Origin of the sequence: Vibrio splendidus, from assembly GCF_001557875.1 — a bacterium.
Taxonomy (GTDB): domain Bacteria; phylum Pseudomonadota; class Gammaproteobacteria; order Enterobacterales; family Vibrionaceae; genus Vibrio; species Vibrio splendidus_F.
In genome coordinates this window covers 151,814-169,279 of record NZ_LNRF01000005.1, presented here as the reverse complement: position 1 = coordinate 169,279, position 17,466 = coordinate 151,814, and the positions used below count along the sequence as shown (strand labels likewise).

Annotated in this window: 14 protein-coding genes; 4 read left to right on the top strand and 10 right to left on the bottom strand. The window is 44.4% G+C overall.

What is annotated here, in order from left to right; all coding sequences use genetic code 11:
- The first annotated feature begins 86 nt into the window (after positions 1-86).
- Positions 87-1,364 carry an adenosylmethionine--8-amino-7-oxononanoate transaminase gene (gene bioA / locus ATB74_RS14035; RefSeq protein ID WP_060982839.1) on the top strand — a complete coding sequence of 426 codons (1,278 nt, stop codon included), beginning with the start codon at positions 87-89 and terminating at the stop codon, positions 1,362-1,364.
- 104 nt (positions 1,365-1,468) lie between these two features.
- Here bioA and ATB74_RS14030 read toward each other — a convergent pair whose 3' ends face one another.
- From ATB74_RS14030 to lrp, 6 genes are all read right to left on the bottom strand, one after another.
- Positions 1,469-1,735 (bottom strand): DksA/TraR family C4-type zinc finger protein, encoded by a 267-nt coding sequence (locus tag ATB74_RS14030; RefSeq protein ID WP_060982840.1) that lies wholly within the window; start codon positions 1,733-1,735, stop codon positions 1,469-1,471.
- A gap of 221 nt (positions 1,736-1,956) precedes the next feature.
- Positions 1,957-3,264, bottom strand: coding sequence for a serine--tRNA ligase (gene serS, locus ATB74_RS14025; RefSeq protein WP_010439959.1), 1,308 nt, complete (start codon positions 3,262-3,264; stop codon positions 1,957-1,959).
- 142 nt (positions 3,265-3,406) lie between these two features.
- Positions 3,407-4,762: a replication-associated recombination protein A gene (locus ATB74_RS14020; protein WP_279626287.1), complete on the bottom strand. Its 1,356-nt coding sequence runs from the start codon at positions 4,760-4,762 to the stop codon at positions 3,407-3,409.
- Between the two features lie 64 nt (positions 4,763-4,826).
- Positions 4,827-5,423, bottom strand: a complete 597-nt coding sequence (lolA, locus tag ATB74_RS14015) for an outer membrane lipoprotein chaperone LolA (RefSeq protein ID WP_048668726.1) — start codon at positions 5,421-5,423, stop codon at positions 4,827-4,829.
- 341 nt (positions 5,424-5,764) lie between these two features.
- Positions 5,765-8,926, bottom strand: a complete 3,162-nt coding sequence (locus ATB74_RS14010; protein ID WP_061018954.1) for a DNA translocase FtsK — start codon at positions 8,924-8,926, stop codon at positions 5,765-5,767.
- A 163-nt stretch (positions 8,927-9,089) separates the two neighbouring features.
- Positions 9,090-9,584 carry a leucine-responsive transcriptional regulator Lrp gene (gene lrp, locus ATB74_RS14005; RefSeq protein WP_004734558.1) on the bottom strand — a complete coding sequence of 165 codons (495 nt, stop codon included), beginning with the start codon at positions 9,582-9,584 and terminating at the stop codon, positions 9,090-9,092.
- Positions 9,585-9,740: 156 nt separating this feature from the next.
- On the opposite strand from lrp, the gene ald reads away from it, so the two are divergent.
- Entirely contained in the window at positions 9,741-10,865 is a 1,125-nt protein-coding gene (ald, locus tag ATB74_RS14000; RefSeq protein WP_017060246.1) for an alanine dehydrogenase, read from the top strand.
- A gap of 193 nt (positions 10,866-11,058) precedes the next feature.
- Here the strand turns inward: ald and ATB74_RS13995 are convergent, their stop codons facing one another.
- Complete coding sequence (locus ATB74_RS13995) at positions 11,059-12,261, bottom strand: methyltransferase (protein WP_061018953.1); 1,203 nt, start codon at positions 12,259-12,261, stop codon at positions 11,059-11,061.
- Positions 12,262-12,407: 146 nt separating this feature from the next.
- Positions 12,408-13,382, bottom strand: coding sequence for an HTH-type transcriptional regulator CysB (gene cysB / locus ATB74_RS13990; protein ID WP_017060244.1), 975 nt, complete (start codon positions 13,380-13,382; stop codon positions 12,408-12,410).
- Between the two features lie 322 nt (positions 13,383-13,704).
- Here cysB and ATB74_RS13985 point away from each other — a divergent pair, with 322 nt between their 5' ends.
- Together ATB74_RS13985 and miaE are read left to right on the top strand one after the other, a co-directional pair.
- Complete coding sequence (locus ATB74_RS13985; RefSeq protein WP_060982843.1) at positions 13,705-14,469, top strand: hypothetical protein; 765 nt, start codon at positions 13,705-13,707, stop codon at positions 14,467-14,469.
- A gap of 102 nt (positions 14,470-14,571) precedes the next feature.
- Positions 14,572-15,366: a tRNA isopentenyl-2-thiomethyl-A-37 hydroxylase MiaE gene (miaE, locus tag ATB74_RS13980; protein WP_279626286.1), complete on the top strand. Its 795-nt coding sequence runs from the start codon at positions 14,572-14,574 to the stop codon at positions 15,364-15,366.
- Positions 15,367-15,469: 103 nt separating this feature from the next.
- Here the strand turns inward: miaE and pyrF are convergent, their stop codons facing one another.
- Both pyrF and lapB read right to left on the bottom strand, forming a co-directional pair.
- The gene (pyrF, locus tag ATB74_RS13975) at positions 15,470-16,165 is read right to left on the bottom strand and encodes an orotidine-5'-phosphate decarboxylase (protein WP_061018952.1); all 696 of its coding nucleotides are present in this window, start codon (positions 16,163-16,165) and stop codon (positions 15,470-15,472) included.
- A 125-nt stretch (positions 16,166-16,290) separates the two neighbouring features.
- Complete coding sequence (gene lapB / locus ATB74_RS13970; protein WP_060982844.1) at positions 16,291-17,466, bottom strand: lipopolysaccharide assembly protein LapB; 1,176 nt, start codon at positions 17,464-17,466, stop codon at positions 16,291-16,293.

The following is a 17,466-nucleotide window of genomic DNA, read 5'->3' as shown; positions in this document are numbered from 1 at the left end:
CGACAAGCTTTAGACTGTCAACACATTGATAATATCAAAAGTTTACATCTGATTATTTTTTAATCGCATTAAGAATGGAAGTTACTATGGATCTCGCCTTTGATCGCCAGCATATCTGGCATCCCTACACATCAACGTTGACACCTCTGACCTGCTACCCGGTCACAAATGCAGACGGTGTTTACCTAGAATTAGAAGGCGGAAAACGAATTATTGATGGCATGTCCTCTTGGTGGTCAACCATTCACGGCTACAACCACCCAGAGCTAAACGCTGCGGCTCACAGCCAAATTGATAAAGTTTCACACGTTATGTTTGGTGGTATCACCCATCAGCCCGCTATCGACTTATGTAGAAAATTGCTTAATCTAGCTCCAAATAATTTAGAACACGTATTTTTGGCCGATTCAGGTTCAGTAGCCGTAGAGGTTAGCCTCAAGATGGCGCTGCAGTACTGGCACGCTAAAGGACAACCTCGTTCAAAATTCCTGACACTAAGAGATGGCTACCACGGTGATACCTTTGCAGCGATGTCAGTGACCGATCCTGACAACTCAATGCACAGCCTCTATAAAGGTTTTCTGCCGGAACACATTTTCGCTGATTCACCAAAAACTGGCTTTTGGGATGAGTGGGACGCCAAAGACATTGATAGCTTTCGCGAAAAGTTGACCGCACACCATGAAGAAATCGCTGCCGTGATCCTAGAGCCAATTGTTCAAGGAGCTGGCGGTATGCGTATCTACCATCCTGAATTTCTGAGACAAGTTCGCTTGCTGTGTGATGAATTCAACGTCTTGCTGATCTTGGATGAGATTGCGACCGGATTTGGCCGTACAGGGAAACTTTTTGCTTGCGAACATGCCGATGTTCAACCGGATATCTTATGTGTAGGTAAGGCGCTAACTGGTGGCTACATGACACTGTCAGCGACGCTTGCGAGTAAAGAAGTTGCTGACACCGTATGTGGCGGTGAAGCGGGTTGCTTTATGCACGGGCCAACCTTTATGGGTAACCCATTGGCTTGTGCAGTCGGTGCGGCAAGTTTATCCATCATAGAGCAAGGTCATTGGCAAAATCAGACTCAACAGATTGAACAACTCTTTTCTGAGTTATTGCCGCCTCTTCGAGAGCATGATCTGGTTAAAGACGTTCGCTGGCTCGGAGCGATTGGCGTTGTTGAAACTAACTCACCTGTCGATATGGAAACTATTCAAGCTCATTTTGTTGAGCAAGGTGTTTGGATCCGTCCATTTGGTAAATTGATTTATATGATGCCTCCTTTCATTAGCAAGACTGAGCACATCGAACAACTTGTTTCCGCCATTGATTGCGCGTTAAAAGATAGCCACTGCTTTAAATAAAAGACAAAACGGTTACCTCTCCTTACTGGTTCATTTGCTATCTGCAATATTGAAGTTAAGGAGAGGCAGGTTCATTATTATCGACAATAAAGAGCTACCATCTTCTAACGAAGTTGGCTGTCTTTACTTGCTCTACGGTTGAAAAGTGAATGACGATGAGCTGTATGTTCTAACATTAACTGACATTCAATACAGAAACGTACGCCTTTAATCGCAAGACGTCTTTGTTCTGGTATTTCATCACCGCATTCATCGCAATAACGCAAGCTTTCTCCGCCTTGAATGTTACCTCTTACTCGAGAGATCTCATCATCAATGGTATTTTGAATTTGCTGGCTGACACTATCGTCACCAGCCCATCCTACGGCCATAAGCCCTCCTCAGTATTTGAACGAGAAAATCTATACCTACCGCGGTAAGAGCATATTATAGCCACATTTAAGGATTGTAATAATTATCAAAATTAATAAAACACTATTACACACAGGTAACAAAAGTTATTTATTTCTCGCCACTGCACTATTCTATAGGCAATAAAAAACCCAGCCTGCTGGCTGGGTTTTATGAGCGTTCTGATGCTTAATCAGTCTAATTAACCGATGTGCGTTACGCCGCCCATGTATGGCTGAAGCACAGCTGGGATAGCAATACGGCCGTCAGCTTCTTGGTTGTTCTCAAGGATAGCAACCATAGTACGACCAACAGCAAGACCAGAACCGTTTAGTGTGTGCACAAGTTCAGGTTTCTTTTCGCCTTTACGACGGAAACGAGCTTGCATACGACGCGCTTGGAAATCCCACATGTTTGAACAAGAAGAAATCTCACGGTAAGTCTCTTGTGCTGGAACCCATACTTCTAAGTCGTAAGTTTTCGCAGAACCGAAGCCCATGTCACCTGTACATAGAATCACTTTACGGTAAGGAAGCTCTAGAAGTTGAAGTACTTTCTCAGCGTGACCTGTTAGCTCTTCAAGCGCTGCCATTGAGTCTTCTGGCTTAGTGATTTGTACTAATTCAACTTTGTCGAATTGGTGCATACGGATAAGACCACGAGTGTCACGACCGTAAGAACCCGCTTCAGAACGGAAACATGGCGTGTGAGCAGTCATCTTAAGTGGCAGCTCAGCTTCATCAGTAATTGTGTCACGAACCATGTTCGTTACCGGCACTTCCGCAGTAGGGATAAGCGATAGAGTCTTAAGAGGCACATCACTTACTTGCTCAGTTAGCGGGCTTGTGTGGAACAAGTCTTCGCCGAACTTCGGAAGTTGACCAGTACCGTAAAGGCTATCGTGGTTCACTAGGTACGGTACGTACATTTCTGTGTAGCCGTGTTCATCTGTGTGAAGGTCCAGCATGAACTGAGCAATAGCACGGTGTAGGCGCGCAAATTTGCCTTTCATCACGATGAAACGAGAACCAGAGATTTTAACTGCGCTAGCAAAATCGAGACCGCCAGACATTTCGCCAAGATCTACGTGATCTTTCACTTCAAAGTCGTAAGTCTTAGGTTGACCCCAACGAGAAACTTCTACGTTGTCATCTTCGTCTTTACCATCTGGCACTTCTGCATCAGGTAGGTTAGGAATAGACATTGTGATCGTTTCTAGCTCAGATTGAAGATCAGCCAATGCTACTTTAGCTTGGTCTAGTTCTGCGCCTAAGTTGCCTACTTCTGCAAGGATACGCTCAGCTTCTTCATGGTCGCCTTTTGCTTTCGCTTGACCAATGGACTTCGATCGAGAGTTACGTAACGCTTGTAGCTCTTCAGTTTTCATCTGAAGGGACTTACGTTTTTCTTCAAGTTCACGAATTGTCTCTACATCAAGGGTGAAGCCTCGACGTGCTAATTTTGCCGCTGTTTCATCCAGCTCAGCTCGAAGTAATTTAGAATCCAGCATTGCTAATCCTATGCTTTAGTTATTTGAATATTCAGTAGTTTGCTACTGAATCACTGCTAAACCCCTAAAACTGGTGCTATTTCGACCAACTTTTAACGATTTAATTGAATTTTTATGACTAGGTAACGATATCCAAAAAAGACTACTTTTCATAGCGTTTTTGTGGGCTTTTTGCGTCCAAATCCGCCAGATAATCTAGCTTCTCACCAATTTTGGTCTCTAAGCCTCGTTTTGTTGGGAAATAGTATTGCTTCTCTCCCATTTCAGGAGGCAGATACTTTTCACCAGCCGCGTAGGCTCCAGGTTCGTCATGAGCATAACGGTATTCTTGCCCGTAGCCCATGTCCTTCATCAAAGTTGTGGGTGCATTTCGTAAATGATGAGGGACTTCATACTCAGGCAGATTGTGCGCGTCTGTTAACGCTTGCTTCCAAGCTGTATAAACGGCGTTACTCTTTGGTGCACACGCGAGATAAACAACCGCCTGTGCAATCGCACGCTCCCCTTCAGCTGGGCCAATACGTGTAAAACAATCCCAAGCCGACATCGCGACTTGCATTGCGCGAGGGTCAGCATTGCCAATATCTTCAGAAGCAATCGCCAGCAAGCGTCTAACGATATACAGAGGATCGCAACCTGCCGCAATCATGCGTGCCGACCAATATAAAGCGGCATCAGGGTTTGAACCACGAATTGACTTATGAACTGCAGATATTAGGTCGTACCAAATATCGCCTTTATTATCAAAACGAGCGACTTTCTCACCGGCCACTTCAGCCAACAACTGCAAGGTTATCGCTTTCTCGCCTTTATCGTTGTCTTCTGCCATGTCATACAGCAGTTCAAGATAGTTAAGCGACATACGCGCATCGCCGTTAACCAGTTCTGCAAGGCGATCTAAAACATTATCAGCAAAATCAGCAGGCACATCACCTAACCCGCGTTGCTTATCTTCAATCGCTTGGCGGATGACGAGGGAAATATCCTCGGTATTGAGAGAAGTCAGTTTGTAGACACGCGCACGTGACAACAAAGCGTTGTTCAATTCAAAAGAAGGATTTTCTGTCGTCGCACCAATAAAGGTCACGGTACCATCTTCGATATGAGGCAGAAAAGCATCCTGCTGACTTTTGTTAAAGCGATGGACTTCGTCCACAAACAGGATGGTTCTACGCCCTGCTTGCTTGTTCTCACGCGCTTTTTCAATCGCAATACGAATGTCTTTTACGCCCGAAGTTACCGCCGATACGCGTTCAACTTCTGCATTCGCATAGTTTGCTGCTACTTCGGCTAACGTCGTTTTACCGGTGCCCGGAGGCCCCCACAAAATCATCGAGTGGATATGGCCCGCTTCCAATGCTCTGCGAAGTGGTTTACCTGGGCCTAATATATGCTGCTGACCGATATACTGTTCGACAGTTTCCGGTCTCATACGAGCAGCAAGGGGACGAAAATCTTCGTCCCCCGCAAAATCTAAGCTGTAATTACTCAATTGCAATCTCTTGATTCGTTGATGGCATTAATGCCTATCGACGTACTACCAAACGATCTGCTTGTTTAGATCAGTTTCTTTGGTCGTCGACCTCGACACCTTCCGGCGCCACAAAAGTAAAACGGTCTGCTGCAGGTTTACCCAAGTCAACATTGCTAAAGGTAAACTCACCTTTTTGACCGTCTTGTTCAATCACATTAAAGCCCTGAACAATGCCTTTCTCGGTGATATTAATCTGGAAGTCACCCTGATTAGAGTCCGCTGCCGTTGGTGTTAGTGTAAATTGGTTACCCGTTTGCGCGACGTTGTAGTTATCCCAATCGCTTTCTTGGTTACGTGTAAGCAGGACAAAAGGTGTTTGCGATGTCGCTTGCTCTTGCCAATAAATACTCACTTGCTCAATGAATGGGCTGTAATACCACAAACTCTGGCCGTCAGAGACCAATAAGTTTTCGTCCGGGAAAGTTGTTTCCCAGCGGAACAAGCTTGGGCGTGCAATCTCAACCGTGCCCTCACCTTCCATAACAACATCACCATCAGGGCTGGTCACGACTTGTTTAAAGTCAGCGCTAAAGCCTGCGTTTAATGCCAAACGGCTACTCAACTCTTCTTTCGGAGAAGCAAACACTGAGAAGCTCATAAATAAAAGTGCGAATACTTTTTTCATCAATAATCCTGTTAAAACATAAGTCGGTCATATTTTCGATTTGACCGACTTAATGGGTATAAGTTCCTAGGGCGTGTTGACCTTTCGTGGTTGGATTTTGTTCGAGATAAATGCGTTTTAATCGCGGCGAGGGGGAAGTAGCCTAGTCATTCTAAGCAAATCTCCCTCAACAAAGAGTAAAACGCTTTTAGCCGAACCCTTCGGGCAGCGTTTGCTGGTCATTTCTACTACGTTATCGGCTTCTCATGTAGGCTAGCTACACGTCAAAGCCTCTGCCTTGTATAAATACCCAGCAACTCGCTGCAAAAATCAGCTCGAAAGATCTACACGCCCTAGTAGAACTAATCTTTTGGTGGCGCTGGTGCTAAGACTTCTCGGTTACCGTTATGGCCCGGAGCACTCACAATACCTTGAGCTTCAAGTTGCTCGACAATACGTGCAGCACGGTTGTAGCCAATCTTGAATCGACGTTGCACGCCTGAAACTGAACCACGACGTGAATGAACAACGTGCTCTACCACTTGATCAAACAGAGGATCAACCTCTTCATCACCTTCCATCTTCTCACCCGGAAGTAAGGTTTCTGGGGTTTGTTCACCGTTGGTGATCTCATCAATATAGTTTGGCTTACCACGCGCTTTCCAGTTATTCACGACTGCGTGTACATCGTCATCAGATGCAAAGGCACCATGAACACGAGTTGTATGACTCGAACCCGGCGGCAAGTAAAGCATATCACCCATGCCCAATAGTGATTCGGCACCACCTTGGTCAAGGATAGTTCGTGAATCCGTTTTGGTTGATACGGTAAAGGCAACACGGGTTGGAATGTTTGCTTTAATAAGACCGGTAATAACATCCACCGAAGGGCGTTGCGTCGCTAGAATCAAGTGAACACCCGCCGCACGTGCTTTTTGTGCCAAACGTGCAATCAGCTCTTCAACCTTCTTACCGACCACCATGATTAGGTCGGCAAATTCATCAACGATAACCACAATATAAGGCAGCTTCTCAAGCAATGGTGCTTCAGGGTCCATGCTGTCGCCCGGCTTCCACAGAGGATCATGAATTGGGTGACCTGCTTCCGCTGCCATCTTAAGCTTATCGTTGTAACCTTTAATGTTACGAACCCCTAACGCTGACATCAGCTTATAACGACGTTCCATCTCGCCAACACACCAACGAAGGGCGTTCGACGCATCTTTCATGTCGGTTACCACTTCAGACAATAGGTGAGGAATACCCTCATAAACCGATAGCTCAAGCATTTTCGGGTCGATCATGATGAATCGAACATCTTCCGGTGATGCTTTGTAAAGCATGCTCAGAATCATTACGTTCACACCTACCGACTTACCAGAACCGGTTGTACCAGCAACCAGAACGTGAGGCATTTTCGATAGGTCAGCAATAACGGCTTCACCAGCGATGTCTTGTCCGAGAACCACTGTCGTTGGCGATTTCGCTTCTTGGAACTGAGGGCTAGCAACCACGTCTGAGAAGAATACCGTTTGACGACTCATGTTCGGCAGTTCTAAGCCAACATAAGGTTTACCCGGAATCACCTCTACGACACGTACAGCCAATGCAGAAAGCGAACGCGCTAAGTCCATAGAAAGGCCAGAAATACGGCTCACTTTCACACCCGGAGCCAGATCGAGTTCGAACCGAGTGATCACTGGGCCAGGGAAAATATCAACCACATCGGCTTTGATCTTGTAGTCCGCTAGCTTAGATTCAACAAGACGAGCAATCGCCTCTAATGCATCACGGTCAATAAAGGTTTCACGCTTTTCAGGGTGAAATAACAATTCAAGCGTTGGTAATGGCTCAGCAGGTTTCGGTAAATTAACATCTTGTTGAACCAAGAACGGGTTCTGCGCCGCTGCCATATTCGCTTGTGCTTCAGAAACAATGCTTTGGAATGCGGCGACATCTTGATCTTGATGCGAAGGTTCTTCTTCCGTTACTTCTTCCCAAGAAAGATCAACAGCTGGTTCTTGGCTTTGCTCTGTTGGTTGTTCAGGTTCTGAATGTTCTTCTTGGTAAGAGAAAGATTCAAACTGCTCGTCGGTTGATGCTGCGTCAGCTAACTCAGCTTCAGTCTGTTCAGATTCAAGATCTGAAGCCTGTTGGTAGCTTTGATCTTCCGCTACATCAAACGGTGAAGGTTGTGCAGAGAAATCGTCTTCCACTGTTGCTTCTGGCTCGCCTATAGGTGCAGCGTATAAAGATTCAGGCTGAACATCTTCAGCACCGAATTCGCCATTTACTTGTGGTGAGCTATCTAACTCTGGTTCAGCACTTTCAAGGTCAGCATGAGTAGGGCTAACTTCTGATTGTTCGTTCTGCATGTATTGTTGGTACGCAACCTGAGACTCATGTGCGTCGACCTGATCTTGTTCCGCTAGGTCATCTTCATACATGGCTGCATTTTCTAGCTGCTCTATCGTTGCATTCAACTGCTTCGAGCGCTCAATACCTTCTTCTAATGGCTCTTCTGGCGCTTGGTAAACAGGAGCGGCAGGGATCGATTGCTCTGACTCAATTACCGCTTGAGGCTGAACCTGAGGTTCTTCATGAACAGGAGCTTCTTGTTTTGAAGGAGCATCGACAGGCATATGAATATTGTAATGACGCTTCGGCGATGCAGCATTGTCTCGCGCACTTGTCGCCACGTCTGAAGAATCATTGGTCGCAGAAAAGCTCATCGCTGGATCTAACGGGTCATGCTCTGTTGATTCTTTGTTGTCTTCTATAGCAGGAACATCACGGTAAGTTGGCTCTTGATGACGCTCTTCGATTAAATCGCGGTCTTCTGATTCTCTTAACTGAGGCTCTAGTAGCTCTTGATCTTGGCCACGAGCCTTATTAACAGCAGATGTGAAAAATTTGATGGCACATTCACCCAACCATTCCACAATGCTTAACCAAGAAATACCGGTTAATAGAGTAAAGCCAGCACCCCATAAGAAAAGAAGGACTAGCGTACTACCAAGAACATTCAATGTCGGAAGTGCAAGGCTTGTTAAGACGTCGCCCACTACGCCACCTGATGAAAAGTACCAGATGTCGTCAAAATTGATATCCGCTAGACCACAACTAGTAAGGATTAGGATAGTCAGGCCGAGTAAGCGAGTGCCCCACAGCATGAAGTCGATCTGCTCGTCTTCATTACGTTTGCGGAATAATACCCACGCAGCAACCGTCACTAAGATAGGCAAAGGGTAAGCCAAAGAACCAAATACGAAGAAAAGCGTATCCGCCAACCAAGCACCTAGGTAGCCACCCGCATTTTGAATGTCACCCCCCCACGCCGTTTGCGACCATGATGGGTCTGCAGGACTAAAAGTTAATAACGCAACGGCAAGTAGAATAGAGAAGAGAACACCGAGAATCAGACTGCACTCTTTGAGACGTTGAGAACCACTCAAACGAGGAGACTGAGGCTCTTCACTCGTTTTAATGATTGTTTCTACTTTATTACTGCTCTGCTTGAACATAAACCAACTTAATAATTAAACGGGATAAAAACATCTCGAGCGGCCAAAGCCGCTCGTTTCAATGAAACTACTGTTGATTTAACCATATCAAACAGAAAAACCCAATTCCAGAAAGCAAGAAAGCGGAACAAATGTCCGCTTTCTTTCATTTCACCAATTGTGACTAACGAGTTTTAATCACAAGTTGATTGGTTTGTTTCACTTCTTCCATTACTACGTAAGTTCGAGTGTCGTTTACGCCCGGTAGACGAAGTAACGTATCACCCAGTAGCTTACGGTAAGCACCCATATCAGATACACGTGTTTTTAGAAGATAGTCAAAATCACCCGACACTAAATGACACTCTTGGATGTCATCCAGTTTCTGCACAGCGGTGTTGAATTGTTCGAACACATCTGGCGCACCACGGTTCAACGTAATTTCAACAAACACTAAAAGTGAAGCATCAAGGTACTGTGGGTTCAGCAACGCTGTGTACCCAGTAATGTAACCTTGACGTTCTAAACGACGAACACGTTCAAGACATGGAGTTGGAGAAAGTCCTACTCGTTTTGAGAGTTCAACGTTTGAGATACGACCGTCTTTTTGCAACTCATTAAGAATGTTGCGGTCAATACGATCTAGTTCCTTGGACGGCTTCTTATAATTGTCTGCCATTTTTTATTCCACCTTATTACTTCCTTGCAAAAAAATATACTACAACTTTTTAATATTCAGTATCAAATTTTATCTGAACCTATCTATACTAGATATTAATTCGACAGAATTACCCTACACATAGATAAAACAACCAAAATAAAATGAGGAGTCAGGATGATCATTGGCGTACCTAAGGAAATCAAGAACCACGAATACCGCGTTGGTATGACCCCAGCTAGCGTGAGAGAACTAATCTCACACGGCCACCAAGTTTTTGTAGAAACCAATGCCGGTACTGGTATCGGTTTTTCAGACGATGATTACATCGCTGTAGGCGCATCCATTCTTCCTACTGCTGCTGACGTTTTCGCGAAAGCAGAGATGATTGTAAAGGTTAAAGAACCTCAAGCTGTCGAGCGAGCTATGCTTCGCGAAGGGCAAATATTATTTACCTATTTACACCTTGCACCAGATTTTCCACAAACTGAAGAGCTTATCAAGAGCAAAGCTGTCTGCGTAGCCTATGAGACTGTAACAGATAATATGGGTCGCTTGCCACTATTAGCACCAATGTCTGAAGTAGCTGGTCGTATGTCTATTCAAGCAGGTGCACAAACATTAGAGAAATCTAACGGTGGTTGTGGTCTTCTTCTTGGTGGCGTTCCAGGTGTTGAACCAGCAAAAGTTGTTGTTGTTGGCGGTGGTGTTGTTGGTGCTAACGCAGCACGTATGGCTGTTGGCCTTCGCGCTGATGTTACAATTCTTGACCGTAACGTAGATACTCTTCGTCGTCTTGATGAAGAATTCCAAGGTCGCGCAAAAGTGGTTTATTCTACTGAAGACGCTATCGAGAAGCATGTTCTAGAAGCAGACCTAGTGATTGGTGCAGTACTAATCCCTGGTGCAGCAGCGCCTAAACTGGTTACAAAAGAGCACATCGCTAAGATGAAGCCAGGTTCAGCTGTTGTTGACGTTGCAATCGACCAAGGCGGTTGTTTCGAGACTTCTCACGCAACCACTCATGCAGACCCAACTTACATTGTTGATGACGTAGTTCACTACTGTGTTGCAAACATGCCAGGTGCTGTTGCTCGCACTTCAACTTACGCACTAAACAATGCAACACTTCCTTACATTGTTAAGCTAGCGAACAAAGGCTACCGCGAAGCACTTCTGTCTGATGAAGGCTTCCTAGAAGGTCTAAACGTCATTCACGGTAAAGTAACTTGTAAAGAAGTTGCAGAGAGCTTTGACCTTGAATACGTAGATCCGGCTGAAGCAATCGCAATGTTTAACTAATGATGTAGTGGTTAACTGAACGTAATAATTTTCTCGTTGAAGCATTCAGTTGATTGATACACATTAAACAAAAAGCCAGTACGACCATTATGTCGCACTGGCTTTTTTGCGTTTATGACTTTATTTGTATTTATAGCTTTATTTTGCATTAATGGATTTAGGTCGTAAAAACACGTAACAGTACGGTTTACCACTAGCGCTCGATTTTCACCCCATGAATCAATAGGTTCCTTGGCGTAATAGTGCGTTCACAGAACTCTTCAATCGAAGCTTCGTAACCTTGCTCTTGCAGATAGATAGCGCGATCTAAAGCTAGCCATATCTCTAAAGGTCTTCTAAAGACTTGTTGAACCAAACTCAGCTTTTCCATTTCCCAGAAAAGCGCTTCGCCCTGAATTAAATAAGAGTCAAAATCAATATCTGAACCAAACGATATATCTTTCACTTCAGATGCCCAGCGGCAGAATGATTCAAAACCCTCAGCTAACTCTGATTTTTTGATACTCGGCACCGGGACGTATTCATCAATGCTAAGTTCAGCCTTAAGTAACTGGCTGAAGCCTAGACGGTAACTCATCTCCAGTTGACGATGTCTTTTCACTCGTTCACCGCCGGTGACGGTTTCTTGAAGCGGAATTCTTAAGTCGCTCTTACTTAACGTTAATGCTGAGCTTTTCGCGACAGAAGACATCGCTTGATACACTTCGTCTCGAATAAGATGATAACAACAAGGGGAAATAGTGACCGCTGGTAGCCCATGTGACACAGACTTTTTAACTAACTCAACATGAAGGTCGCCACAAGCATGAAGGGCAACTGCATGTTGACCTGAGTGAAACACGTCATCGGCATCGTCAGAAAACGCATCACCTTGAACAAAGTTCATCTCTAACTTCTGATCATCAGCAATCTTTTGCCCGCTTTCGCACAACGATTGCTGCCATTCAAAACTAGTGACTTTTTGATAAGATTGTTGGGATAGGATTCGACCAAGAAAGCCTTTACCAGAACACCACTCGAGCCATTCTTTGCCATGGTGAAGCTCTAGTACAGCCTCGCCCATCGCGACAATCTGTTGTAGCTTTCGGCCAGGAATACCATCAGCAGTACCACGTGGGAGGTCTAAACCAACCAACACAGTGTTGTCGAACTGGATGTTTTGGTTTGCAGTATCTAACTCAGGGAGGAAGCGAGTCAGTTCCTCGACCAAAAGCTGAGGCTGCTCTTTTAAAGTTTGAATGCTTTCATTATCTAAGCTTTCTAACCAATCAACGAGTGGAGGATTGACCTCTTTCCATGGCTGCTGTTGAGTTTGGCATAGGTGAAAAGGCTCTGAACGCCAGTAAATCTGGTGCTCTAGCAAAAATGAATCGAGTATTTTAAATCGTGAATGCATGCTTCCCCCTATGATGCGTGGATTGTAGGGGTAAGAGGCCTAAATGAAAAGGCTCGATAAAGAGAACTAAAACGAAGTCTATCAGCCCAAAAGAAAAACGACCTGTAAATACAGGCCGAATAAGAATCTAGATTTACACGATGAGATTAACGAACTGGCAGCTCGATATCTTTAAACATCTCTTCGATCTCTTCATTCGATTTCAAAGAAATAGCTTGCTCAACCACAGGGCGAGTTAGGTGCGGCGCAAAACGCTCCATAAAGTCAAACATGTAAGAACGCAGGAAGGTACCTTTTCTAAAGCCAATACTGGTTGTGCTTGCACCAAATAGATGACTCGCATCAATCGCAACCAAATCGGTATCTTGCTCATGATCAATCGCCATACTTGCAATTACACCAACACCAATGCCCATACGAACGTAGGTTTTGATGACGTCTGCATCGGTCGCGGTAAACACAACGCGCGGTGTTAGCCCTACCTTGTTGAACGCCGTATCAAGCTCAGAACGACCAGTGAAACCAAATACGTAGGTCACTAGGGAATAAGCCGCAAGATCTTCGATCGTGATATTGCGCTTCTGTGCCAGAGGATGATCTTTGGTCACGACGATCGAACGGTTCCAGTGGTAACAAGGCAGCATGATCGCATCTTGGTATAGGTGAAGTGCTTCTGTCGCAATCGCAAAGTTTGCAGTACCTTTCGCCACAGCCTCAGACATTTGGCTTGGTGTACCTTGGTGCATGTGAAGCGATACTTTTGGATAGCGCGCCGTGAAACCTTTAATCACATCAGGCAGTGCATAACGAGCTTGAGTATGAGTGGTTGAGATATTCAACGTGCCCATCTCGGGATGAGTGTGCTCGCCGGCTACGGCTTTAATACTTTCAACACGAGCCAAAATCTCTTGAGAGATACGAATGATATCCTCACCCGCTTGGGTAACCTGTGTTAAATGCTTACCACTACGCTCGAAAATCTGAATACCTAGCTCATCTTCAAGTAATCTAACTTGCTTACTAATACCAGGCTGAGATGTATACAAACTCTCTGCTGTCGCTGAAACATTTAGGTTATGGTTTACAACCTCAACAATGTACTTCAGTTGCTGTAACTTCATATCTAACCTCGTAATCCTTTACTCATTTCTGTGCTAACTTATTTGCAAAGAGAGCGTGATAGTCTCGTGTAATATAATTATTAGTTATAACGCTTCGAGCACAAAAATGACAGAAAAATTGAATTTTTATAGCTTAACAAACAAAAACATCACTAACGCTTTGCAACCAAGTCCTCATTCTCATACATTAGTTGGTAAATTTTGATTGCCGATTTCGCTCAACAAGAGATAATCAGAAATTGCAATTTACGAGTGCCGATACACAATGGAATCGTGTATCCTCTCTAGTTAGCTATAGAAAACAATAAGCAGACACAAATATATGAATATTGGTTTAATAATCGCCTTAGTAGCCGTTCTTTTGGTGTTGGTTTTAGGCTACAACATCATGCTTCAATACAAAGTTAAGGTAGAAACAGCGAAGAAACAGGAAGCATCTCGTTATCTAACCATTATTGACGGAACAGAAGAGCTGATTGGCAATGCTCACCACATGCCGTTTAGCCAAGATCTTCTTATATGCTTAAACAATCGAATTCTTGATGCATTAGAAAACATGTATCAGCTCGATCCTAAAAACAAACAGCTTGCCCAACGCATTGAAAGCGTAAAACAACAGATCACGCAACTTAAAGAGAACTACCAAGGTGGTGAAAGCACTACTTTCCGCGTGCCAAGCAGTGACAAACAAGCGATCATGATGCTTAAGCTCGTTAAGCGCCTACGTGACACGGTACGTAACGAGCACAATAAAGGCCGCTTCGAGACTCAAGCTTATGTGGTTGAAAACGCTCGTCTAGAGACGATTCAAATTCGTATCAACATCGAAAATGTTATCAAGCGTGCAAACGACTCGATTTCTCGCGGACAACCAGGAACGGCAATTCAGTTACTGCGTAAAGGTATTGACGCACTAGCCACCAAGAACGATTCATATTCAACTCAAGCAAAAGAAAAGCTTCAGCAGATGCTTAACGACCTTGATCAGAAGCGCCAAGATAAAAACGCGCAAGATTTACAACAGATCGAATCTAAAGAACGTGATGACGACATGGATGCCCTCTTTGGTCAGAAGAAGAAATGGTAACAGTCTAACTCAACACTTAAAGGCCGCCTTATTTACACAAATAGGCGGCCTTTTTTGTGCCTGTCGAATTTCCTTTCTCTGTATAGGGAGATCTCTTGAGCTGTGATAAAATCCCGCATTATCAACAAACTTGCCCTGACCATGTATCAAGAATTATTAGCTCCAATCCACTCTTTTCTTAAAGCTGAAACGCCAGATTCATGGATCGATGAAGCCAAAAAGCCTGAAAATCTGCACATCATTCTACGCGACCACATGCTTTGTGAACTTAAGGCGGCACAGAGTGCTTTGTTCCTTATCCGCAAGTACGCCGTTGATAAAGAAAGTGCAAAGCAACTGAATGAATGGATTTTACCATACGAACAATTTGCTTACCGTCGTATCGGAGACTTAGAGTCTCTGCGTGGTAAAAGCAACGTATCCAAGCAAATCACAGCGAAAGAAGGCTGTAATTACGGTGCTGACCTGATCGATAAGATGGTACTACTGATCAAAGAAGAACTGCATCACTTCTACCAAGTCATGGAGTTGATGGAGAAGAAAGGCGTGACTTACCAACCGATCGAGGCGGGTCGCTATGCTAAAGGCTTGATCAAACAAGTTAAGACTTACGAGCCTGATGCTCTGGTTGATAAGCTGATCATCGGTGCGTTTATTGAGGCTCGTTCTTGTGAACGCTTCGCTAAATTGGCTCCTTTCCTAGAAGAAGACATGGAGAAGTTTTACGTGTCTCTGCTTCGTTCAGAAGCGCGTCATTATCAAGATTACCTTGAGTTAGCAGAGCAGATCGCAGGGAAAGATATCTCTGAACGTATTGCTCACTTTGCTCAAGTAGAAGCTGACCTTATTACTTCAGAAGACAATGACTTTAAATTCCATAGTGGTGCGCCGGTTTAAATTAAGCCAGTCTAGTCCAAACGAGTTCTGTTTCTCGAAAACAAACAAGAAGGCCAGCAATTTGCTGGCCTTCTTTATTCGTATCGCTAGCTATAAGAGAAACTTAAGCTAGGGTACCGTTAACCTCAGCAAGAACCGCTGCAGGGTCTATAGCTTGAGTAATTGGACGACCGATAACTAGGTAGTCAGAACCTGATTCAATCGCTTTAGAAGGCGTCATAATACGCTTCTGGTCACCAACATCTGCACCTACAGGGCGAATACCTGGAGTCACTAGTTTGAACTCCTGACCAAGTGCACCTTTAAGCAAAGAAGCCTCTTGTGCAGAACATACAACGCCGTCTAGACCTGAGTTTTTCGTTAGAGACGCTAAACGCATCACTTGTTGCTGTGGTTCAAGATCTAGGCCGATACCCGCTAAGTCAGATTGTTCCATACTGGTCAGAACTGTCACGCCGATTAACAACGGACGATCTTTGCCATAAGGTTCTAAGATTTCGCGAGAAGCGGTCATCATACGCTCACCGCCACTTGCGTGTACGTTTACCATCCAAACACCTAGTTCTGCGGCAGCACGCACTGCTTTTGAACATGTGTTCGGGATGTCGTGGAATTTAAGATCCAAAAATACTGAGAAACCACGTTTATGTAATTCACGAACAAATTCAGGGCCAAACAGGGTAAACATCTCTTTGCCAACTTTTAGGCGGCAAGATGCAGGGTCAATACGATCGACAAAGGCTAACGCATCCGCTTGGTTGTCATAATCCAAGGCTACAATGATTTTTTGGTCGTTCATTTCATCTCCTAACGCAGTTAACTTTCTTAAAAAATATCTATCCACCTATACAGGCGGTATATAACAGTCATAAAAATGCAGCCCGAAAGCTGCAATTAATAATTTGGTCTTAAATGACCACAAATCTATTCACCATCAAGCCCACGAATAGGCTTGATCGTCCCCCACCCTTTACATGAAGGGCAGTGCCAATACATTGAGTGTGTTGAGAATCCACACTGACGACAACGATAATGAGGCTTAACCTTAAGCTGTTCACCAACCATAGATTGAAGCGTAGTTAAGCTTTCTTTTGCTCGACCTTCTTCGGCTTCTGCTAGGTGATAATCGATTAATCGATAAAAACCTTTCATAGTTGGGTTTTTGACAAGCTGCTTGGTCAGTAACTCTTGAGCAGAACCAATGTCTTCATGATGCGCGACCAACTGAGCAAGCATCAATTCAGCGGATACACCGGCTTTATTCTGAATACACGCTTTAAGGAACTCGACCAATAGCGCTTCTTGCCCAAGTTTGTGGTAACACTCAGCAAGGGTTGGCAACACCTCACTAATAAAATCGATATCTTGTTCGAGTACCGACTCCAGACAATCAATTGTCTTTTGGTAATCTTCATTCGCTAAGTGGAACTTACCTAAAGCAATACTGGCACGGACACATTTAGGATCTTCAGAAAGCGCCTTCTTGAAGTGCTGAAGTGCTTTAGAGCGATTACCATCAGCTTGTTCCTGCATCGCAAGTTCACACCAAAAATGCGCTACTGTCGCACGCATTTTCATTTTCTTCTTACCAAGCTTAACGAGGATATTTCCGTAATGGATAGCCTTATTCCACTCTCGAGTTTGCTGATAAATAGCAACTAACTGCTGCAAAGCGCCCTCTTTGTGGTCGGGTTCTTCTACAAGCTGTTCAAAGATTTTTTCGGCGCGATCAAGAAAACCAGAGACCATATAGTCTTTAGCTAATTGTTGCAGTGCGAGATTTTTCTGATCGAGAGTAAGCCCCGAACGAGAGATAAGATTTTGGTGAATACGAATAGCGCGGTCTACTTCGCCTCTTGAGCGAAACAAGTTGCCCAAAGCCAAGTGAGTATCAATGGTTTCATTGTCTACTTGAAGTAATTCAATGAAGTGATCAACCGCTTTGTCAGATTGGTCTGACAGTAATAGGTTCAAACCCGTCACGTATTGACGGGAGATCTGGTGTGATTGCTTTTGTTTTTCTTGCTGAGCATTACGATTACCCATATACCAACCATAAGCGGCTGCGATGGGCAAAAGTAAGAACAGTAACTCTAACAT

What these genes read in the sequence shown, in the direction of transcription:
- bioA (WP_060982839.1), top strand. Translation starts at nt 87, where the DNA reads ATGGATCTCGCCTTTGATCGCCAGCATATCTGGCATCCCTACACATCA.
- ATB74_RS14030 (WP_060982840.1), bottom strand. Translation starts at nt 1,735, where the DNA reads ATGGCCGTAGGATGGGCTGGTGACGATAGTGTCAGCCAGCAAATTCAA.
- serS (WP_010439959.1), bottom strand. Translation starts at nt 3,264, where the DNA reads ATGCTGGATTCTAAATTACTTCGAGCTGAGCTGGATGAAACAGCGGCA.
- lolA (WP_048668726.1), bottom strand. Translation starts at nt 5,423, where the DNA reads ATGAAAAAAGTATTCGCACTTTTATTTATGAGCTTCTCAGTGTTTGCT.
- ATB74_RS14010 (WP_061018954.1), bottom strand. Translation starts at nt 8,926, where the DNA reads ATGTTCAAGCAGAGCAGTAATAAAGTAGAAACAATCATTAAAACGAGT.
- lrp (WP_004734558.1), bottom strand. Translation starts at nt 9,584, where the DNA reads ATGGCAGACAATTATAAGAAGCCGTCCAAGGAACTAGATCGTATTGAC.
- ald (WP_017060246.1), top strand. Translation starts at nt 9,741, where the DNA reads ATGATCATTGGCGTACCTAAGGAAATCAAGAACCACGAATACCGCGTT.
- ATB74_RS13995 (WP_061018953.1), bottom strand. Translation starts at nt 12,261, where the DNA reads ATGCATTCACGATTTAAAATACTCGATTCATTTTTGCTAGAGCACCAG.
- cysB (WP_017060244.1), bottom strand. Translation starts at nt 13,382, where the DNA reads ATGAAGTTACAGCAACTGAAGTACATTGTTGAGGTTGTAAACCATAAC.
- ATB74_RS13985 (WP_060982843.1), top strand. Translation starts at nt 13,705, where the DNA reads ATGAATATTGGTTTAATAATCGCCTTAGTAGCCGTTCTTTTGGTGTTG.
- pyrF (WP_061018952.1), bottom strand. Translation starts at nt 16,165, where the DNA reads ATGAACGACCAAAAAATCATTGTAGCCTTGGATTATGACAACCAAGCG.
- lapB (WP_060982844.1), bottom strand. Translation starts at nt 17,466, where the DNA reads ATGTTAGAGTTACTGTTCTTACTTTTGCCCATCGCAGCCGCTTATGGT.